This is a genomic window from Silvania confinis, assembly GCF_025564085.1.
Lineage (GTDB): Bacteria > Pseudomonadota > Gammaproteobacteria > Enterobacterales > Enterobacteriaceae > Enterobacter > Enterobacter confinis.
The window spans coordinates 50,764-67,559 of sequence record NZ_JAMGZJ010000078.1; the positions used below are offsets into that span (position 1 = coordinate 50,764).

The following is a 16,796-nucleotide window of genomic DNA, read 5'->3' on the forward strand; positions in this document are numbered from 1 at the left end:
ACACCGGGCGGGTAGCAGCATCGCCCGGTTATAAACGCAGAAAAGCAAAAAGCTCGCCGAAGCGAGCTTTTTTAAGGTGGCTGGGGTACGAGGATTCGAACCTCGGAATGCTGGTATCAGAAACCAGAGCCTTACCGCTTGGCGATACCCCAACAGGTGCGTTAAACAAACACATTCAACGACTTTTTAAAATTGGCTGGGGTACGAGGATTCGAACCTCGGAATGCTGGTATCAGAAACCAGTGCCTTACCGCTTGGCGATACCCCAACAATTTTTTTTGGTGTTGTCGACCGAAATCAACACAACCTAATATGGTGGCTACGACGGGATTCGAACCTGTGACCCCATCATTATGAGTGATGTGCTCTAACCAACTGAGCTACGTAGCCAGTACTGCTTTCTTCGATGGCTGGGGTACCTGGATTCGAACCAGGGAATGCCGGTATCAAAAACCGGTGCCTTACCGCTTGGCGATACCCCAAAAACAACAGAGAACCGCAAAATCGAAGAAAATGGCTGGGGTACCTGGATTCGAACCAGGGAATGCCGGTATCAAAAACCGGTGCCTTACCGCTTGGCGATACCCCATCCGTGCAACGCTTATCTGGAAATGGTGCGGGAGGCGAGACTTGAACTCGCACACCTTGCGGCGCCAGAACCTAAATCTGGTGCGTCTACCAATTTCGCCACTCCCGCAAAAAAAGATGGTGGCTACGACGGGATTCGAACCTGTGACCCCATCATTATGAGTGATGTGCTCTAACCAACTGAGCTACGTAGCCATCTTTTTTTCGCGTTACCTTATCGGCGTTGCGGGGCGCATTATGCGTATAGACCCTTGCAGCGTCAACACCTTTTTCATCGAAAATAACGGGAATGTGACTGTTTGGTTAGGTTGCGAACAGCCTGGCCGATTATTCGGCAATTATTGGTTATTAATCGTTTTTGTTCAGCGAAACGCGAGACAAAAAAAAGGCCCCGGAGGGCCTGATGAGGATTTTTTCTGTTACTTGTAGGCGGACTGATGCACGCCGACGGCACGGCCTGATGGATCGTTCATGGATTTGAACGATTCATCCCACTCAATCGCTTTTGCAGAAGAGCAGGCGACGGAAGGGCCACCCGGAACACACTCTGCGGCGCTCGGCAGTGGGAATTGCTCTTCAAAGATCTCACGGTACAGATACGCCTCTTTAGAGGATGGCGTGTTGTACGGGAAGCGGAAGCTGGCTGTTTCCAGTTGTTGGTCAGAAACCTGCTTCGCTGCTACCTCTTTCAGGGTATCGATCCAGCTGTAACCCACACCGTCTGAGAACTGCTCTTTCTGACGCCATGCGACGCTTGCCGGCAGGTAGGATTCAAAACATTCACGCAGGACATGTTTTTCCATCTTGCCGTTGCCGCACATCTTGTCCTGCGGATTAATGCGCATGGCCACATCGAGGAACTTCTTGTCCAGGAACGGTACGCGGGCTTCCACGCCCCAGGCGGACATCGCTTTGTTGGCACGTGCACAGTCGAACATGTGCAGCGCCTGCAGTTTACGCACGGTCTCTTCATGCAGTTCTTTGGCGTTTGGCGCTTTATGGAAATAGAGGTAGCCGCCAAACACTTCATCAGAACCCTCGCCCGACAACACCATTTTAATGCCCATCGCTTTGATTTTGCGGGACATCAGGTACATCGGCGTTGAGGCGCGAATGGTGGTCACATCGTAGGTTTCAATGTGATAGATAACGTCGCGGATCGCATCCAGCCCTTCCTGCACGGTAAAGTGAATTTCATGGTGCACGGTGCCGAGATGGTTGGCCACTTCCTGCGCGGCTTTCAGATCCGGGGATCCTTCCAGGCCGACAGCAAAGGAGTGCAGCTGCGGCCACCAGGCTTCGGAGCGCTCTTGATCTTCCACGCGGCGGGCGGCGTACTTTTTGGTGATCGCCGAGATAACGGAAGAGTCCAGACCGCCAGAGAGCAGCACGCCATAAGGCACGTCTGACATCAGGTGGCTTTTTACCGCATCTTCCAGCGCCTGAGCCAGCTCGACTTTGTCGGTGACGTTGTCTTTAACGGCATCGTAATCGAACCAGTCGCGTTGATAGTACGAGCGGATCTCGCCGTCTTTGCTCCACAGGAAGCTGCCTGCCGGGAACTCTTTAATGGTGCGACAAACAGGCACCAGGGCTTTCATCTCAGAGGCAACATAGAAGTTGCCGAATTCGTCGTGGCCCATATACAGCGGGATAATACCGATATGGTCGCGGCCAATCAGATAGGCGTCTTTTTCGCTGTCGTACAGGGCAAAGGCAAACATCCCCTGCAGTTCGTCGAGGAATTCCGGGCCTTTTTCCTGATACAGGGCGAGGATCACTTCACAGTCTGAGCCGGTCTGGAAGGCATAGCGATCGCCATATTCCGCGCGCAGCGCCTGATGGTTATAGATTTCACCGTTGACCGCCAGCGCATGGGTTTTTTTCTCGTTATACAGCGGCTGGGCACCGGCGTTGACGTCGACAATCGACAGGCGCTCGTGCGCCAGAATGGCTTTATCGCTGGCATAGACGCCGGACCAGTCCGGGCCGCGGTGGCGCATCAGACGGGACAGCTCGAGTGCTTTTTTACGCAGTTCGACCGCGTCAGTTTTAATATCCAGTACGCCGAAAATTGAACACATAACCTTCTCCGTTAACCCTGTTGCAGTGTGATGTTGCTTGCTTAAGAAAATGCCGTAAAAGGGCAGGAGCGGCAAGCGTTTTGCAGGTAAAAACTGAAAAAGCGCAATGGTGATTGCTGAATGTTGAAAAAAGCGTACGCCTGAGACGGTTTTATTGATGATTATTCAATGAATGACGGTTTTTATTAGAGTGGAATGGTTTTTTGGCGCAGTAGAATGAAGAAACCACGTCCGGGGACGTGGCTTTGGCTTACAGGACATCGATTTCCGCGACCGAGGGATAAATCCAGCTCGGCCGGAAGGGCATCGCATCAATATCATCCAGGGTCGAAACACCTGACAGCACCAGAATGGTTTCCAGCCCGGCCTGGAAGCCCGCCAGAATATCGGTACGCAGGTTGTCGCCGACAATGACAGTGTGCTCGGAGTGGGCCTGCATTTTGTTTAGCGCCGCGCGAATGATCCATGGGCTGGGCTTGCCGACATAAAATGGAGTACGGCCTGTCATCTTCTCGATCCCCGCACAGAGCGCGCCGCATGCCGGGTAAAAGCCGCGACCGTGGGTATCCGGATTGGTGGCAATAAAGCGCGCACCGTTAGCCACAAAGAATGCCGCCTTGTGCATCATTTCCCAGTTATAGGAGCGCGTTTCACCGACGATCACAAAATCAGGGTTAACGTCCGTTATGGTGAAACCGGCTTTGTACAATTCATGAATCAGCGCGCCTTCACCGACGACATACGCTTTTTTGCCTTCCTGACGCTTGAGGAAGTCCGCCGTCGCCATCGCAGAGGTATAGAACACGCTGTCAGGAACATCGACGCCGGCAGTTGCAAAACGGTTGGCCAGATCCTGCCCGGTCTGGGACGGGAAGTTGGTAAGCAGAACCAGCGGCATGCCTTTTTCGAGGATGCGGTTAAGAAATTCTGCTGCGCCCGGCACGGCAACGTTGTCGTGCATCAGCACGCCGTCGATATCACAAATAACATTCTTAATGGTCATGGACTACCCGACATCAAAAAAAGAGGCGTAACTATAAAACGCTGTCAGCTTTCCAGCAAACGCTGCAGCAGGATGCCGTTAAGCATTGCGCGTTTTACCAGCGCAAAAGCGCCGATCGCGGAGCGGTCGTTCAGCGTGGAGCGTACAACCGGTAAATTCTGGCGAAATGCCTTCAGTGCCTGGGTATTAATGCAGCCTTCAATGGCGGGCAGCAGCACTTTTTCGGCCTCGGTAATTTCACCGGCAATTACAATTTTTTGCGGGTTAAACAGGTTGATGGCTATCGCGATGGTTTTGCCCAGCTGACGGCCAACCTGCTCGATCACTTCGCAGCTCAGAGCATCACCTTTGTTTGCCGCTTTACAGATGGCGCCGATTTTACAGTCATCCAGCGTTACCCGACTCTGATAGCCCTGTTCAAGCATGTGCTTAACACGGTGCTCGATGGCGGCATTGGCGGCGACTGTTTCCAGGCAGCCAAAGTTGCCGCAGTGGCAGCGTTCGCCCAGCGGATCGACCTGAATATGGCCAATCTCGCCGACATTGCCGTTACGGCCAATAAAGATGCGCCCGTTAGAGATGATTCCGGCACCCGTTCCGCGGTGGACACGCACCAGAATGGAGTCTTCGCAATCCTGACTCGCCCCAAAATAGTGCTCAGCCAGCGCCAGGCTGCGGATATCGTGGCCAACAAAGCAGGTCACCGCAAAGCGTTTTTCCAGCGCGTTGATTAAACCCCAGTTTTCAACCTGGATATGCGGCATATAGCGGATCACACCGCTTTCCGGATCGACAAGCCCAGGCAAGATCACCGAGATGGCGATCAGCTCGCGGATTTTGCGCTGGCAGGATTCGATAAACAGTTCAATCGCATTGAGCAGGGCGTGTTCAAGCGTCTCCTGGGTGCGTTCCGGCAGGGGATAATGCTCTTCCGCCAGGGTTTTGCTGCTGAGATCGTACAGGGTAAGCGTGGCATCATGGCGGCCAAGGCGTACGCCGATGGCATGGAAATGACGGGTTTCGGTGATTATCGAGATGGCGCGACGGCCTCCGGTGGAGGCCTGCTGATCAACTTCTTTAATCAGTCCGCGCTCAATGAGCTGACGGGTGATTTTCGTCACGCTGGCGGGGGCAAGCTGGCTCTGTTCTGCAATTTGAATGCGCGAGATGGGACCATGCTGGTCAATCAGTCGATAAACGGCAGCGCTGTTCAGCTGCTTAACCAGATCCACATTACCAATTTGAGCGTGTCCGCCAGGTGTCATACGTTTGCTTACTCTGTGACGACCTCGTTACCGTTAACGATGGTCTTGATGATTTTATAATCGTGCGTGAATGCGGTGAGGTTAGCAACCATGCCCGGAGCAATGGCACCCAGCTGTTGGTCGACGCCAATCGCGCGGGCCGGGTAGAGCGTGGCCATACGCAGCACTTCATCCAGGGCAATGCTGCAATGTTCGACCAGATTGCGTACGCCTTCGATCATGGTCAAAGCCGAACCGCTCAGCGTGCCGTTCTCGTCCACACACAGTCCATCCCGGTAGTATATTGTTTTACCAGCAAAAATGAACTGTTCAATGTGTGCCCCTGCGGGTGCCGTAGCATCGGTAACCAGACACAGCTTATCGCCTTTCAGGCGTTTGGCGTTACGCACGTTGGCGTAATCCACGTGTAAGCCGTCAGCAATAATGCCGCAATACACGTCCGGTTCGTCAAAGATCGCCCCGACCAGACCGGGTTCGCGTCCGGTAATATACGGCATGGCATTGTACAGATGGGTGGCGAAGGTGATACCAGCGCGGAAGCCGGTTTTGGCCTCTTTCAGCGTGGCGTTGGAGTGCCCGGCAGAGACCACAATCCCGGCGCCTGCCAGTTTGCGGATGATTTCAGGGTCGACCATTTCGGGGGCGAGGGTCACTTTGGTGATCACGTCTGCGTTGGCACACAGGAAATCAACCAGTTCCCCGTCAGGCTGGCGCACGAAGCCTGGGTTATGCGTCCCTTTTTTGACAATATTCAGCCACGGACCTTCAAGATGCAGGCCCAGTGCCTGGTGCGGATACTTCGCCAGATACTCGCGCATCACGCGAACACCTTGTTTCATCAGGTCGTCGCTGGTGGTGATAAGCGTCGGCAGGTAGCTGGTGCAGCCCGATCTTTCGTTGGCGTGCTGCATAATTTCCAGCGTCTCAACGCTGACGGCTTCTGCCGTATCATTGAACTGGACACCGCCGCAGCCGTTAAGCTGTACGTCGATAAAACCGGGGGAGATGATTGCTCCATTGAGCGAGCGTTGTTCAATACCCGTTGGCAGTTCAGCCTGTGGGCAAACACGTTCAATCAGGCCATTGGCGATAACAATCGCATGGTCATCCAGAATTTCATGGCCGGTATAAATCCGACCGTGGGTTAAAGCATACATAACGACCCCCGGTTTAAAAAAAAGCATTCCGTCTCTCGTAAGAGACGGCGTCAGATTACAGACCTTTGATGTTTTCAGCTTCTAATTCGTTGAAGTATCTCAGCGTTTTAACTTTCAGCTCCATGGTGGATGGCTCATCGCACACCACGACGGCTTTCGGATGCAGCTGCAGACAGCTGATGGTCCACATATGGTTGACGTTGCCTTCCACTGCCGCCTGCAGCGCCAGCGCTTTGACGCCGCCCAGCACCAGGATCATCACTTCTTCTGCGTCCAGCAGCGTGCCCACGCCCACGGTCAGCGCATATTTTGGCACCTGATTAACATCGCCATCAAAGAAACGTGAGTTTGCCACACGGGTGTCATGCGTCAGGGTTTTGATACGAGTACGGGATGCCAGAGAAGAGGCCGGTTCGTTAAACGCGATGTGACCATCGTTGCCTACGCCGCCCATAAACAGGTGGATTTTGCCATAAGCACGGATTTTTTCTTCATAATGACGGCATTCAGCATCGATATCCGGGGCATTTCCGTCCAGCAGATTAATATTTGCCGGCTGAATATCAACGTGATCAAAGAAATTGCGGTGCATGAAGCTATGGTAGCTTTCCGGATGATCCTTTGGCAGGCCAACATATTCGTCCATGTTGAACGTAACAACGTGTTCGAAGCTAACCTGGCCCGCTTTATGCATCTCCACCAACGCTTTATACGCAGTGAGAGGCGTGCCGCCGGTCGGCAGACCGAGCACGAAAGGACGATCGGCTGTTGGTTTGAACGCGTTGATACGGTTTACAATATGGCGAGCAGCCCATTTACCGACTTGTTCTGCAGTTGCCAGGGGGATCAGTCTCATTATTCACCTCTGAAGATTAAGTAAAAAAGTGGGCGGATTGAATATCTGAGTATGATGTAAGCCTAACCTGGTTCACACCGTAAGGGATCAATCCGTCTTGATTTTTCGTATCATAAAATAAGTTTTCACTGTTTGCCAGTCTGAGGGAGGGTCTGAAACGATATTTGGTGACAAAAATCACAAAAAATACGCTTTTAATTTGCGATACGAATTAATTTTCCACACACTCAGAAAGCCAGTGAATCATCAACTGTATATATAAGTTAGTGACACAATAAAAACACAGCTGAGAACACACCTTAAAACGGGGTCTCAAAGGGGGAAGAAAGTGAGCATTTTAGGTTATTTACAAAAGGTTGGCCGCGCCTTAATGGTGCCGGTTGCCACGCTGCCAGCGGCGGCAATTCTGATGGGTGTCGGTTACTGGATTGACCCGGTGAGTTGGGGTGGAGACAACGCGTTAGCGGCGTTATTCATCAAATCCGGTGCTGCCATTATCGACAACATGTCTGTACTGTTCGCCATCGGTGTGGCTTACGGTATGTCCAAAGATAAAGACGGTGCTGCGGCACTGACCGGTTTTGTTGGCTTCCTCGTATTAACCACGCTCTGTTCGCCGGCCGCGGTTGCCATGATCCAGAAGATCCCGGCAGACCAGGTACCTGCTGCGTTCGGTAAAATCAGCAACCAGTTCGTCGGTATCCTCGTGGGTATTATCTCCGCTGAACTGTACAACCGCTTCAGTAGCGTAGAGTTGCCAAAAGCGCTCTCCTTCTTCAGCGGCCGTCGTCTGGTGCCGATTCTGACCTCCTTCGTGATGATCTTTGTCGCTTTCATCCTGATGTACGTCTGGCCGATGATTTTCGACGGTCTGGTGAACTTTGGTGAGCACATCCAGAAGTTGGGCTCCGCCGGTGCGGGCGTGTACGCGTTCTTCAACCGCTTACTGATCCCGGTTGGTCTGCACCACGCGCTGAACTCCGTATTCTGGTTTGACGTTGCAGGTATTAACGATATCCCTAACTTCCTCGGCGGCGCACAGTCCATCGAAGCAGGTAAAGCGGTTGTCGGTATCACCGGTCGTTACCAGGCGGGCTTCTTCCCAATTATGATGTTCGGTCTGCCGGGTGCAGCACTGGCTATCTACCACTGCGCGCGTCCTGAGAACAAAGCGAAGGTGCTGGGTATTATGATGGCGGGCGCATTCGCGGCCTTCTTCACCGGTATCACCGAGCCGCTGGAATTCTCCTTCATGTTCGTGGCACCGGTTCTGTATGTGATCCACGCCGTGCTGACCGGTATCTCGGTCTTCATCGCGGCATCCATGCACTGGATTGCCGGCTTCGGTTTCAGTGCGGGTCTGGTGGATATGGTGCTGTCGTCACGTAACCCGCTGGCAACACACTGGTACATGCTGATTCCACAAGGCCTGGTGTTCTTCGCTATCTATTACGTGGTGTTCCGCTTCACCATTACTAAATTCAACCTGATGACCCCGGGTCGTGAGCTGGCGGTTGCCGGTAGCGAAGCGGATGGTGAGGACGTCAATGTCAGCGCGGGCAACGCGGATGATGTTTCCGGTCTGGCACGTCAGTACATCGCCGCCATCGGTGGTTCCGATAACCTGACCGGTATCGATGCCTGCATCACCCGTCTGCGTCTGAACGTAAAAGACTCTTCGCTGGTTAACGAAGCGATGGCGAAACGCCTGGGTGCGTCTGGCGTGATCCGTCTGAACAAAACCAGCGTGCAGATTATCGTCGGCTTTGTGGCGGAGAAAATTGCTAACGCCATGAAAACCACCGGTCCTGTTGCCGCAGCAGATGTTGCGCCGGTCGCAGCTGTTGCACCAGCGGCGGTTAAACCGCAGGCTGTGGCCAATGCCACGACTATCGCGGCGCTGGTTTCTCCGGTAACGGGTGAGGTTGTGGCACTGGAACAGGTTCCTGACGAAGCCTTTGCCAGTAAAGCTGTCGGTGACGGCGTTGCGGTAAAACCAACCGATAAAACCGTGGTTTCTCCGGCTGCGGGCACCATCGTTAAAATCTTCAACACCAACCACGCGTTCTGTCTGGAAACCGAAAAAGGTGCAGAGATCGTTGTCCACATGGGTATCGATACCGTTGCGCTGGGTGGTCAGGGCTTCAAACGCCTGGTAGAAGAGGGCGCTGAAGTGGTGGCAGGTCAGCCGGTTCTGGAAATGGATCTCGACTTCCTGAACGCCAATGCGCGCTCGATGATTAGCCCGGTTGTCTGCAGCAATATCGACGACTTTAGCAGCCTGGTCATTAAGGCGCAGGGTCAGGTTGTGGCCGGTCAAACGCCGCTGTATGAAATTAAAGGCAAATAAGTGCTCCTGAGTTAGCGTTAATGCCTGAGCGGCGGGGATAATCCCCGCCGCTTTTTTTTGCAGCAATCGCCCCGATTATTCTCTGCGAAGACGTTTTTATACGTAACTAAGGGTTGTCACTACGCCCGGCTTATAAGATCATGTCCCGTTATACGTCGTTTACGCTTTGAGGAATCCACGATGAGTGAGGCAGAAGCCCGCCCAAGCAACTTTATTCGTCAGATCATCGATGAAGATCTGGCCACTGGTAAGCACACCACTGTTCATACCCGTTTTCCGCCGGAGCCGAACGGCTACCTGCACATTGGTCATGCGAAATCGATCTGCCTGAACTTTGGTATCGCGCAAGACTACCAGGGTCAATGCAACCTGCGTTTCGATGACACTAACCCGGTAAAAGAAGACATCGAGTACGTAGAGTCCATTAAGAACGACGTGCAATGGTTGGGCTTCAACTGGTCTGGCGACATCTGCTACTCCTCTGACTATTTTGACCAGCTGTATGCTTATGCCGTTGAGCTTATCAACAAGGGCCTGGCTTTCGTTGATGAACTCTCTGCTGATGAGATCCGTGAATACCGCGGCTCGCTGACTGCGCCGGGTAAAAACAGCCCGTACCGCGATCGCAGCGTAGAAGAGAACCTGGCGCTGTTCGAAAAAATGCGCGCCGGTGGCTTCGAAGAGGGCAAAGCGTGTCTGCGTGCCAAAATCGATATGGCATCGCCGTTTATCGTGATGCGCGATCCGGTGCTGTATCGCATTAAATTTGCCGATCACCACCAGACTGGCAGCAAGTGGTGCATCTACCCGATGTACGACTTCACCCACTGCATCAGCGATGCGCTGGAAGGCATTACGCACTCCCTGTGTACGCTGGAGTTCCAGGACAACCGTCGTCTGTATGACTGGGTTCTGGATAACATCACCATTGCGGTGCATCCACGTCAGTACGAGTTCTCTCGCCTGAATCTGGAATACACCGTCATGTCCAAGCGCAAGCTGAACGAGCTGGTAACCGACAAGCACGTCGAAGGCTGGGACGACCCACGTATGCCGACCATCTCCGGTCTGCGTCGTCGTGGCTACACAGCTGCGGCCATTCGTGAGTTCTGCAAACGCATTGGCGTGACCAAGCAGGACAACACCATCGAGATGGCGTCGCTGGAATCCTGTATCCGCGAAGACCTGAACGACAATGCGCCACGCGCAATGGCCGTTATCGACCCGGTTAAGCTGGTTATCGAAAACTACCCGCAGGGCGAAAGCGAACTGGTGACCATGCCGAACCATCCGAACAAGCCGGAAATGGGCAGCCGTGACGTGCCGTTCAGCGCTGAAATCTGGATCGATCGTGCAGACTTCCGCGAAGAAGCCAACAAGCAGTACAAGCGTCTGGTGATGGGTAAAGAAGTACGCCTGCGTAATGCCTATGTGATCAAAGCTGAGCGCGTAGAGAAAGACGCCGAAGGCAACATCACCACGATCTTCTGCACCTACGACGCTGAGACCCTGAGCAAGGATCCGGCGGACGGTCGCAAGGTAAAAGGCGTTATTCACTGGGTGAGCGCTGCACACGCGCTGCCGGTTGAAATCCGTCTTTACGATCGCCTGTTCAGCGTGCCAAACCCGGGTGCGGCAGACAATTTCCTCGAAACCATTAACCTGGATTCGCTGGTTATCAAGCAAGGTTTTGCCGAGCCGTCCCTGGATGCAGCCGTTGCCGGTAAAGCTTATCAGTTCGAACGTGAAGGTTATTTCTGCCTCGACAGCCGCTATGCAACCGCGGACAAGTTGGTGTTTAACCGCACCGTCGGTCTGCGCGATACTTGGGCTAAAGTCGGCGAGTAAGCGACACTCTCCCTGCTAAACGCCGCATAATGCGGCGTTTTTTTTGTTTATCATTCAAGCCATTACTGTTCCAAATCTTCGCGATGCGAATTAATTGCATTTCCCTCTGCTGTTTACCTTCCCTTACCTGAATTAAATTAATCGCGTTCTGTCGCGTATTCATTCAACCACTAAAAATAACTGGCTAATTTTGAAGATTATTTTAAGTGAATATTCTATCTGGTGCGCCTTGTTACAACTGGCAATCAAATATGTGCACTTCGTCATAATCCTGACTTTTGATCGCTAAAAAGGATTGATAATTCGCGTCGCGAAAAATAGTCTACAGGCAGTAGATGTAAACGAGTATTTCCGCTTACGTCGACTTTTTACTTTTTGTTTTTTCGCCGTTTTAGGCGCTTTTAATACGTCAAAGAGGATTAACTATGCGTACGTTTAGTGGCAAACGTAGTGCGCTTGCATTGGCTATTGCCGGTGTAACAGCAATGTCTGGCTGGATGGTCTCACCGAAGGCCCAGGCCGAAGGTTTTGTCGATGATTCAACGCTGACGGGCGGTGTCTATTACTGGCAGCGTGAGCGTGACCGTAAAGATGTCCAGGAAGATAAATATAAAACCAACCTGGCGCACTCCACCTGGAACGCCAACCTTGATTTCCAGTCCGGCTATGCCGCAGACATGTTCGGTCTTGATCTGGCCGCCTTCACCGCGATCGAAATGGCGGAAAACGGCGACAGCGGACACCCGAACGAAATTGCTTTCTCCTCCAGCAATAAAGCCTACAAAGAGGACTGGTCCGGCGATAAGAGCGGGATCAGCCTGTACAAAGCGGCAGCAAAATTTAAATACGGTCCGGCCTGGGCGCGCGCGGGTTGGCTTCAACCAACCGGTCAGACCCTGTTAGCACCGCACTGGAGCTTTATGCCGGGTACTTACCAGGGCGCGGAAGCCGGGGCGAATTTTGACTACGGCGATAGCGGGGCGTTGAGTTTCTCCTACATGTGGACCAACGAATACAAAGCGCCGTGGCACCTCGAGATGGACAAGTTCTATCAGAATGACAGAAAGACCCGCGTCGATTATCTCCACTCCCTCGGCGCGAAGTACGATTTCAAAAACAACCTGATTCTGGAAGCGGCATTCGGTCAGGCCGAAGGCTATATCGACCAGTACTTTGCCAAAGCCAGCTATAAGATGGATGTGGTGGGCGGCCCGCTCTCAACCAGCTACCAGTTCTACGGTACCCGTGATAAAGCCAACGATAACACCGTCAATGATATCTACGACGGCACCGCCTGGCTGCAGGCGCTGACCCTGGGCTACAAAGTGGGGCAAGTGGATTTACGCCTCGAAGGGACCTATGTCAAAGCGGAAGGACAGCAAGGCTACTTCCTGCAGCGTATGACCCCAACCTATGCCTCTTCTAACGGTCGTCTGGATGTCTGGTGGGATAACCGCTCCGACTTTAACGCCAACGGCGAAAAAGCGGTCTTCTTTGGCGCAATGTACGATCTGAGCAACTGGAACCTCGCAGGCTGGAGCGTCGGTGGCTCATATGCTTACGCCTGGGATGCGAAGCCCGCAGACTGGTTTATCAACAGCGCCGGCCAGCGTGAAGACAACCCGTCGAACAAAATCAAAGAGTCGGCTTACAGCCTTGACGCGATCTACGTCCTGCAGGACGGTCGCGCGAAAGGTACCATGTTTAAACTGCACTTCACCCAGTACGACAACCACTCCGATATCCCAAGCTACGGCGGGGGTTACGGCAACATCTTCCAGGATGAGCGCGACGTGAAGTTTATGGTTATCGCCCCATTCACTATCTTCTGATGATGCTTCTGGCGGGGCGAGCCCCGCCAGAACGGAGACCGCTATGTTGAAAAAAATCCTGCTTGTCGCGGCAATAGCCGCAGGGCTTACCGCTTGCGCAGAGCCGCAGACCCAGAAAGAAGATTCACGTCTGAAAGAGGCCTACAGCGCCTGCATTAATACCACCGAAGGATCGCCGGAGAAAATCGAAGCCTGCCAAAGCGTGCTCAACGTGCTGAAGCAAGAGAAGGCGCACCAGCAGTTTGCGACCCAGGAAACGGTCAGAGTGGCGGATTACCAGGCCTGTATTCAGGCGCGTAAAACCGGTAACGATCAGGAAGTCACAAAGCGCTGTGACCAAATCTGGAAGGAAATTCGCAGTAATAACAGCAAATAATCAGCTGTGTCTAAGCCCGGTATGCGTTTGCGCTGCCGGGCTTTTTTTATAAAAAAAAAGCCAACCGTCAGGTTGGCTCAGAGTGTGCGGATGATTTACTTCGCGTCGTGCGCGTGGTCATCTTCAGTACAGTCACCTTCGGCGCAGTGGCCGTACAGGTACAGACTGTGGTTGGTCAGACGAATGCCGTGACGTGTAGCAATTTCACGCTGACGGGATTCGATAGAGTCGTCGCTGAATTCAATCACTTTGCCACAATCCAGGCAAATCAGGTGATCGTGATGATGCTGCTGCGTCAGTTCAAAAACGGATTTCCCGCCTTCGAAGTTGTGACGCGTGACGATGCCAGCGTCATCAAACTGGTTCAGTACACGGTAGACCGTAGCCAGACCAATCTCTTCGCCCATGTCGATCAGACGCTTGTATAAGTCTTCCGCACTGACATGATGGTTATCCGGACCCTGAAGCACTTCCAGAATTTTTAACCGTGGAAGCGTGACTTTCAGCCCGGCCTTCTTTAATGCGGTATTGTTGTCAGTCATGCGGAATCTGTCCTGTTGCTAAACGATTCACTTCTATAGAAGAAGTGACAGAAAGTGCACCTGAGAGAATGCGTCTCATTATAGAATTGCCATGGCTGAATGAAAACTGCAAGTCTCAAGCAAAGTATGCTTATAAAAACGTGGTACCGCCAACAAACTTGTTACAGGGTGACCCGTTTGAACCTGGTTGATTGTACAGGTATGACAGCAAAAGTTAAAAATTTGTAGCAATTATTTTGATTGATAATACCTATCAATGCGGCGCAACCAGAGGTTACGCCGCCACAACATCAGGCGTTGAGGATGTCGTCGAGGTGCAGCTCTTCGCGGATCTGCTTAACCCATTTGTCCACGCGCTCTGCGGTCAGCTCCGGCTGGCGATCTTCGTCAATGGCCAGGCCTACGAAGTTATTATCATCAGCCAGACCTTTAGAGGCTTCGAAGTGGTAGCCAGCGGTTGGCCAGTGGCCCACGATCACTGCGCCACGCGGTTCAATGATGTCGCGAATGGTGCCCAGCGCATCGCAGAAGTACTCTGCGTAGTCTTCCTGGTCGCCACAGCCGAACAGGGCAACCAGTTTGCCATTGAAGTCGATCTCTTCCAGAGACGGGAAGAAGTCGTCCCAGTCGCACTGCGCTTCGCCGTAGTACCAGGTCGGGATGCCCAGCAGCAAGATATCGTAACCTGCGATGTCTTCTTTGCTGCTTTTCGCAATGTCATGCACATCGGCAACGTCTTTACCAAGCTGTTTTTGAATGTTTTTCGCGATGTTTTCGGTGTTACCGGTGTCGCTGCCGAAAAAAATGCCGATGATTGCCATGAGTAAAATAACCTCTTGAAACTTAATAGTATGGTGGCGCAATTTAGCCACGGATAAGGGCAATCATAGCAGAACAGAGAAGCCTGCGGAAACTGCTATCGCGCAGGACTGCACTCTGTGCTACATGAAAGCAACAAGAAGGGGAGTTTTCTGACTTACGCTTTGTCGTGCCATTTCTCGAGCTGCAGGATCAGCATCTCTTCGATAAGCTCACTGCGGCTGATGTCGCGGGCATTTGCCAGCTCGTTCAGCGCATCGACGGCGTCCGCATTGAGTTTCAGCTCGACGCGTTTAAGCCCACGACTTTTATCGCGTTTGAGCTGATTGCGCTTATTTATGCGCAGCTGTTCATCACGCGAATGCGGATTGGTTTTCGGTCGTCCCGGGCGCCGCTCATTCGCGAACAGATCTATTGTTGTGCGGTCCGTGTTTTCTTTGGCCATGATTCTGAGACTTCGGGGGAAACAAGACGCCCTGCTAAAGCCCGGGCGATAAGCGCGCCATCATACATCACCGAAAACGGCACGCCAACGACTGGTGGCCCGCAGGCGACCAGTCGCTCTCTTTTTAATCAATTTTCGATGTCAGCGAGGTAACGGCGGATGGCGCGCAGGACGGCGTCGGGTTTTTCGGCATGCACCCAGTGTCCGGCACCGGCAATCACGTGCGCCCGCGCCTGCGGGAATTGCGCCAGCAGCGCGTCCCGATACGCTTCGGTAACGTAGGGAGAATTGCCGCCGGGAATGAACAGCGCCGGGTGCGACCAGGCGGGGACCGGCTGCCAGCCAACGATGTTGTTGTACTGATCCCACAGCGCCGGCACGTTAAAGCGCCACTCACCGTCAACAAAGGATTTCAGTAAAAACTGCACCACGCCTTCTTCATCCAGATGCTCGCGCATAACAGCAGCGGCCTGCTGGCGGCTACTGACCCCGGCATCCGTCACGGCGTTGATGGCGGCGAAGATCTCATCGTGGCGGCGCACGGCGTAATCCACCGGGGCAACATCGATCACCACCAGACCGTCAATACGCTCTGGCGCGAGTGCGGTCAGCGCCATCACCGCTTTACCGCCCATGGAGTGGCCAATCAGCGTCGCCTTTTCAATATTGTTGGCGTCCAGCGTATCCAGCAGATCCTGGGCCATATCGGCGTAGGTCATCTGCGCCGAGCGCGGTGACTGACCGTGGTTACGCATATCCACCTGCAGGAGAGCGTGGTCCGTCATCAGATCCCGTGCCAGCACGCCCAGGTTGTCCAGGCTGCCAAACAGGCCGTGAACCAGCACAATGGGAGAATTATTGTGCGGCGATTGTGCAGATTGCGCTCGGGTATTCAATTTCATGGCAAAGTTCTTTTTTTACGTATGTCAGGTTAGGGTATTATGGTGACCATTCTGCCGCCCGGCTGCAAGGAAACAGTTAAATCTGACTTTTGCCGCCATCCTGGTTTGACGCTATCCGCTGTTGGGTTTAGACCTTATACTCCCAACGACTTGTATTCAGATAAGATATCGCACTGGATTAAGATGAAAACAATCGAAGTTGATGACGAGCTCTATCACTATATTGCCAGCCAAACCCGGCATATCGGCGAGAGCGCGTCCGACATTTTACGGCGCATGCTGAAAGTTTCCGCCGCCTCACAGTCCGCCGCGCCTGTTGCCAAAGACGTGCGCCAGCCCACCGTTGTCGCGCAGGAAAAGCCGCTGAACCCGGCAAAAGACAAGGTGCGTGCGATGCGCGAGCTGCTGCTGTCTGACGAATACGCGGAACAGAAAAAAGCCGTTAACCGCTTTATGCTGGCGCTGTCTACACTCTATTCACTGGACAACAAAGCGTTTGCTGACGCCACCGAGTCCCTGCACGGTCGTACTCGCGTTTATTTCGCCGTCGATGAGCAGACGCTTTTACAGAATGGTAATCAAACTAAACCCAAACAACTGCCTGGTACAACGTACTGGGTGATCACCAATACCAATACCGGGCGCAAGCGCGGCATGATCGAACACATCATGCAGTCGATGCAGTTCCCGGTGGAATTGACTGATAAGGTTTGCGGTACAATTTAACCC

At 53.1% G+C, this 16,796-nt stretch carries 14 protein-coding genes and 7 tRNA genes; 5 read left to right on the plus strand and 16 right to left on the minus strand.

Translation table 11 applies throughout. The features are described 5' to 3' along the window. Nucleotides 1–77: 77 nt before the first annotated feature. The 12 genes from M8013_RS17945 to nagB all read right to left on the minus strand — a co-directional run bounded on the left by M8013_RS17945 (nucleotide 78) and on the right by nagB (nucleotide 6,953). Nucleotides 78–152 (minus strand) — tRNA-Gln (locus M8013_RS17945). Nucleotides 153–193: 41 nt separating this feature from the next. After that, a tRNA-Gln gene (locus M8013_RS17950) sits at nucleotides 194–268 on the minus strand. A gap of 45 nt (nucleotides 269–313) precedes the next feature. Beyond that, nucleotides 314–390: transfer RNA gene (locus tag M8013_RS17955), tRNA-Met, on the minus strand. 17 nt (nucleotides 391–407) lie between these two features. Next, nucleotides 408–482 (minus strand) — tRNA-Gln (locus M8013_RS17960). 32 nt (nucleotides 483–514) lie between these two features. Next, nucleotides 515–589: transfer RNA gene (locus M8013_RS17965), tRNA-Gln, on the minus strand. A gap of 23 nt (nucleotides 590–612) precedes the next feature. Beyond that, nucleotides 613–697: transfer RNA gene (locus tag M8013_RS17970), tRNA-Leu, on the minus strand. 9 nt (nucleotides 698–706) lie between these two features. Further along, nucleotides 707–783, minus strand: a tRNA-Met gene (locus M8013_RS17975). 224 nt (nucleotides 784–1,007) lie between these two features. Beyond that, a complete protein-coding gene (gene asnB, locus M8013_RS17980) occupies nucleotides 1,008–2,672 on the minus strand; it encodes an asparagine synthase B (RefSeq protein ID WP_271269155.1) in 1,665 nt (554 codons plus the stop codon). 250 nt (nucleotides 2,673–2,922) lie between these two features. Continuing rightward, a complete protein-coding gene (locus tag M8013_RS17985) occupies nucleotides 2,923–3,675 on the minus strand; it encodes an HAD-IIA family hydrolase (protein ID WP_271269156.1) in 753 nt (250 codons plus the stop codon). Nucleotides 3,676–3,719: 44 nt separating this feature from the next. Continuing rightward, on the minus strand, nucleotides 3,720–4,940 hold the full coding sequence (nagC, locus tag M8013_RS17990; protein ID WP_271269157.1) for a DNA-binding transcriptional regulator NagC: 1,221 nt from the start codon (nucleotides 4,938–4,940) through the stop codon (nucleotides 3,720–3,722). Nucleotides 4,941–4,948: 8 nt separating this feature from the next. Then, nucleotides 4,949–6,097, minus strand: coding sequence for an N-acetylglucosamine-6-phosphate deacetylase (gene nagA, locus M8013_RS17995; protein WP_271269158.1), 1,149 nt, complete (start codon nucleotides 6,095–6,097; stop codon nucleotides 4,949–4,951). 55 nt (nucleotides 6,098–6,152) lie between these two features. Then, nucleotides 6,153–6,953: a glucosamine-6-phosphate deaminase gene (nagB, locus tag M8013_RS18000; RefSeq protein WP_271269159.1), complete on the minus strand. Its 801-nt coding sequence runs from the start codon at nucleotides 6,951–6,953 to the stop codon at nucleotides 6,153–6,155. Between the two features lie 328 nt (nucleotides 6,954–7,281). Here nagB and nagE point away from each other — a divergent pair, with 328 nt between their 5' ends. From nagE to chiQ, 4 genes are all read left to right on the plus strand, one after another. After that, a complete protein-coding gene (nagE, locus tag M8013_RS18005; RefSeq protein WP_271269160.1) occupies nucleotides 7,282–9,303 on the plus strand; it encodes an N-acetylglucosamine-specific PTS transporter subunit IIBC in 2,022 nt (673 codons plus the stop codon). A 180-nt stretch (nucleotides 9,304–9,483) separates the two neighbouring features. Further along, nucleotides 9,484–11,151 (plus strand): glutamine--tRNA ligase, encoded by a 1,668-nt coding sequence (gene glnS, locus M8013_RS18010; protein ID WP_271269161.1) that lies wholly within the window; start codon nucleotides 9,484–9,486, stop codon nucleotides 11,149–11,151. A gap of 425 nt (nucleotides 11,152–11,576) precedes the next feature. Next, nucleotides 11,577–12,983 (plus strand): chitoporin ChiP, encoded by a 1,407-nt coding sequence (chiP, locus tag M8013_RS18015; protein ID WP_271269162.1) that lies wholly within the window; start codon nucleotides 11,577–11,579, stop codon nucleotides 12,981–12,983. A gap of 46 nt (nucleotides 12,984–13,029) precedes the next feature. After that, a complete protein-coding gene (chiQ, locus tag M8013_RS18020) occupies nucleotides 13,030–13,359 on the plus strand; it encodes a ChiQ/YbfN family lipoprotein (protein WP_271270148.1) in 330 nt (109 codons plus the stop codon). Between the two features lie 95 nt (nucleotides 13,360–13,454). Here chiQ and fur read toward each other — a convergent pair whose 3' ends face one another. The 4 genes from fur to ybfF form a co-directional block, all read right to left on the minus strand. Next, on the minus strand, nucleotides 13,455–13,901 hold the full coding sequence (gene fur / locus M8013_RS18025) for a ferric iron uptake transcriptional regulator (RefSeq protein WP_271269163.1): 447 nt from the start codon (nucleotides 13,899–13,901) through the stop codon (nucleotides 13,455–13,457). Nucleotides 13,902–14,191: 290 nt separating this feature from the next. Continuing rightward, nucleotides 14,192–14,722, minus strand: a complete 531-nt coding sequence (fldA, locus tag M8013_RS18030) for a flavodoxin FldA (RefSeq protein WP_271269164.1) — start codon at nucleotides 14,720–14,722, stop codon at nucleotides 14,192–14,194. A 155-nt stretch (nucleotides 14,723–14,877) separates the two neighbouring features. Then, nucleotides 14,878–15,165, minus strand: a complete 288-nt coding sequence (gene ybfE / locus M8013_RS18035; protein WP_271269165.1) for a LexA regulated protein — start codon at nucleotides 15,163–15,165, stop codon at nucleotides 14,878–14,880. 128 nt (nucleotides 15,166–15,293) lie between these two features. Further along, complete coding sequence (gene ybfF / locus M8013_RS18040) at nucleotides 15,294–16,067, minus strand: esterase (protein ID WP_271269166.1); 774 nt, start codon at nucleotides 16,065–16,067, stop codon at nucleotides 15,294–15,296. A 183-nt stretch (nucleotides 16,068–16,250) separates the two neighbouring features. Here ybfF and seqA point away from each other — a divergent pair, with 183 nt between their 5' ends. Then, the gene (gene seqA / locus M8013_RS18045; protein WP_271269167.1) at nucleotides 16,251–16,793 is read left to right on the plus strand and encodes a replication initiation negative regulator SeqA; all 543 of its coding nucleotides are present in this window, start codon (nucleotides 16,251–16,253) and stop codon (nucleotides 16,791–16,793) included. The last annotated feature ends 3 nt before the right edge of the window (nucleotides 16,794–16,796 follow it).

Excerpts from the sequence above, each read along its gene's own strand:
- M8013_RS17985 (WP_271269156.1), bottom strand. The coding sequence starts at position 3,675 with ATGACCATTAAGAATGTTATTTGTGATATCGACGGCGTGCTGATGCAC.
- nagB (WP_271269159.1), bottom strand. The coding sequence starts at position 6,953 with ATGAGACTGATCCCCCTGGCAACTGCAGAACAAGTCGGTAAATGGGCT.
- fldA (WP_271269164.1), bottom strand. The coding sequence starts at position 14,722 with ATGGCAATCATCGGCATTTTTTTCGGCAGCGACACCGGTAACACCGAA.
- asnB (WP_271269155.1), bottom strand. The coding sequence starts at position 2,672 with ATGTGTTCAATTTTCGGCGTACTGGATATTAAAACTGACGCGGTCGAA.
- nagC (WP_271269157.1), bottom strand. The coding sequence starts at position 4,940 with ATGACACCTGGCGGACACGCTCAAATTGGTAATGTGGATCTGGTTAAG.
- seqA (WP_271269167.1), top strand. The coding sequence starts at position 16,251 with ATGAAAACAATCGAAGTTGATGACGAGCTCTATCACTATATTGCCAGC.
- glnS (WP_271269161.1), top strand. The coding sequence starts at position 9,484 with ATGAGTGAGGCAGAAGCCCGCCCAAGCAACTTTATTCGTCAGATCATC.
- ybfE (WP_271269165.1), bottom strand. The coding sequence starts at position 15,165 with ATGGCCAAAGAAAACACGGACCGCACAACAATAGATCTGTTCGCGAAT.
- nagA (WP_271269158.1), bottom strand. The coding sequence starts at position 6,097 with ATGTATGCTTTAACCCACGGTCGGATTTATACCGGCCATGAAATTCTG.
- ybfF (WP_271269166.1), bottom strand. The coding sequence starts at position 16,067 with ATGAAATTGAATACCCGAGCGCAATCTGCACAATCGCCGCACAATAAT.
- chiP (WP_271269162.1), top strand. The coding sequence starts at position 11,577 with ATGCGTACGTTTAGTGGCAAACGTAGTGCGCTTGCATTGGCTATTGCC.
- fur (WP_271269163.1), bottom strand. The coding sequence starts at position 13,901 with ATGACTGACAACAATACCGCATTAAAGAAGGCCGGGCTGAAAGTCACG.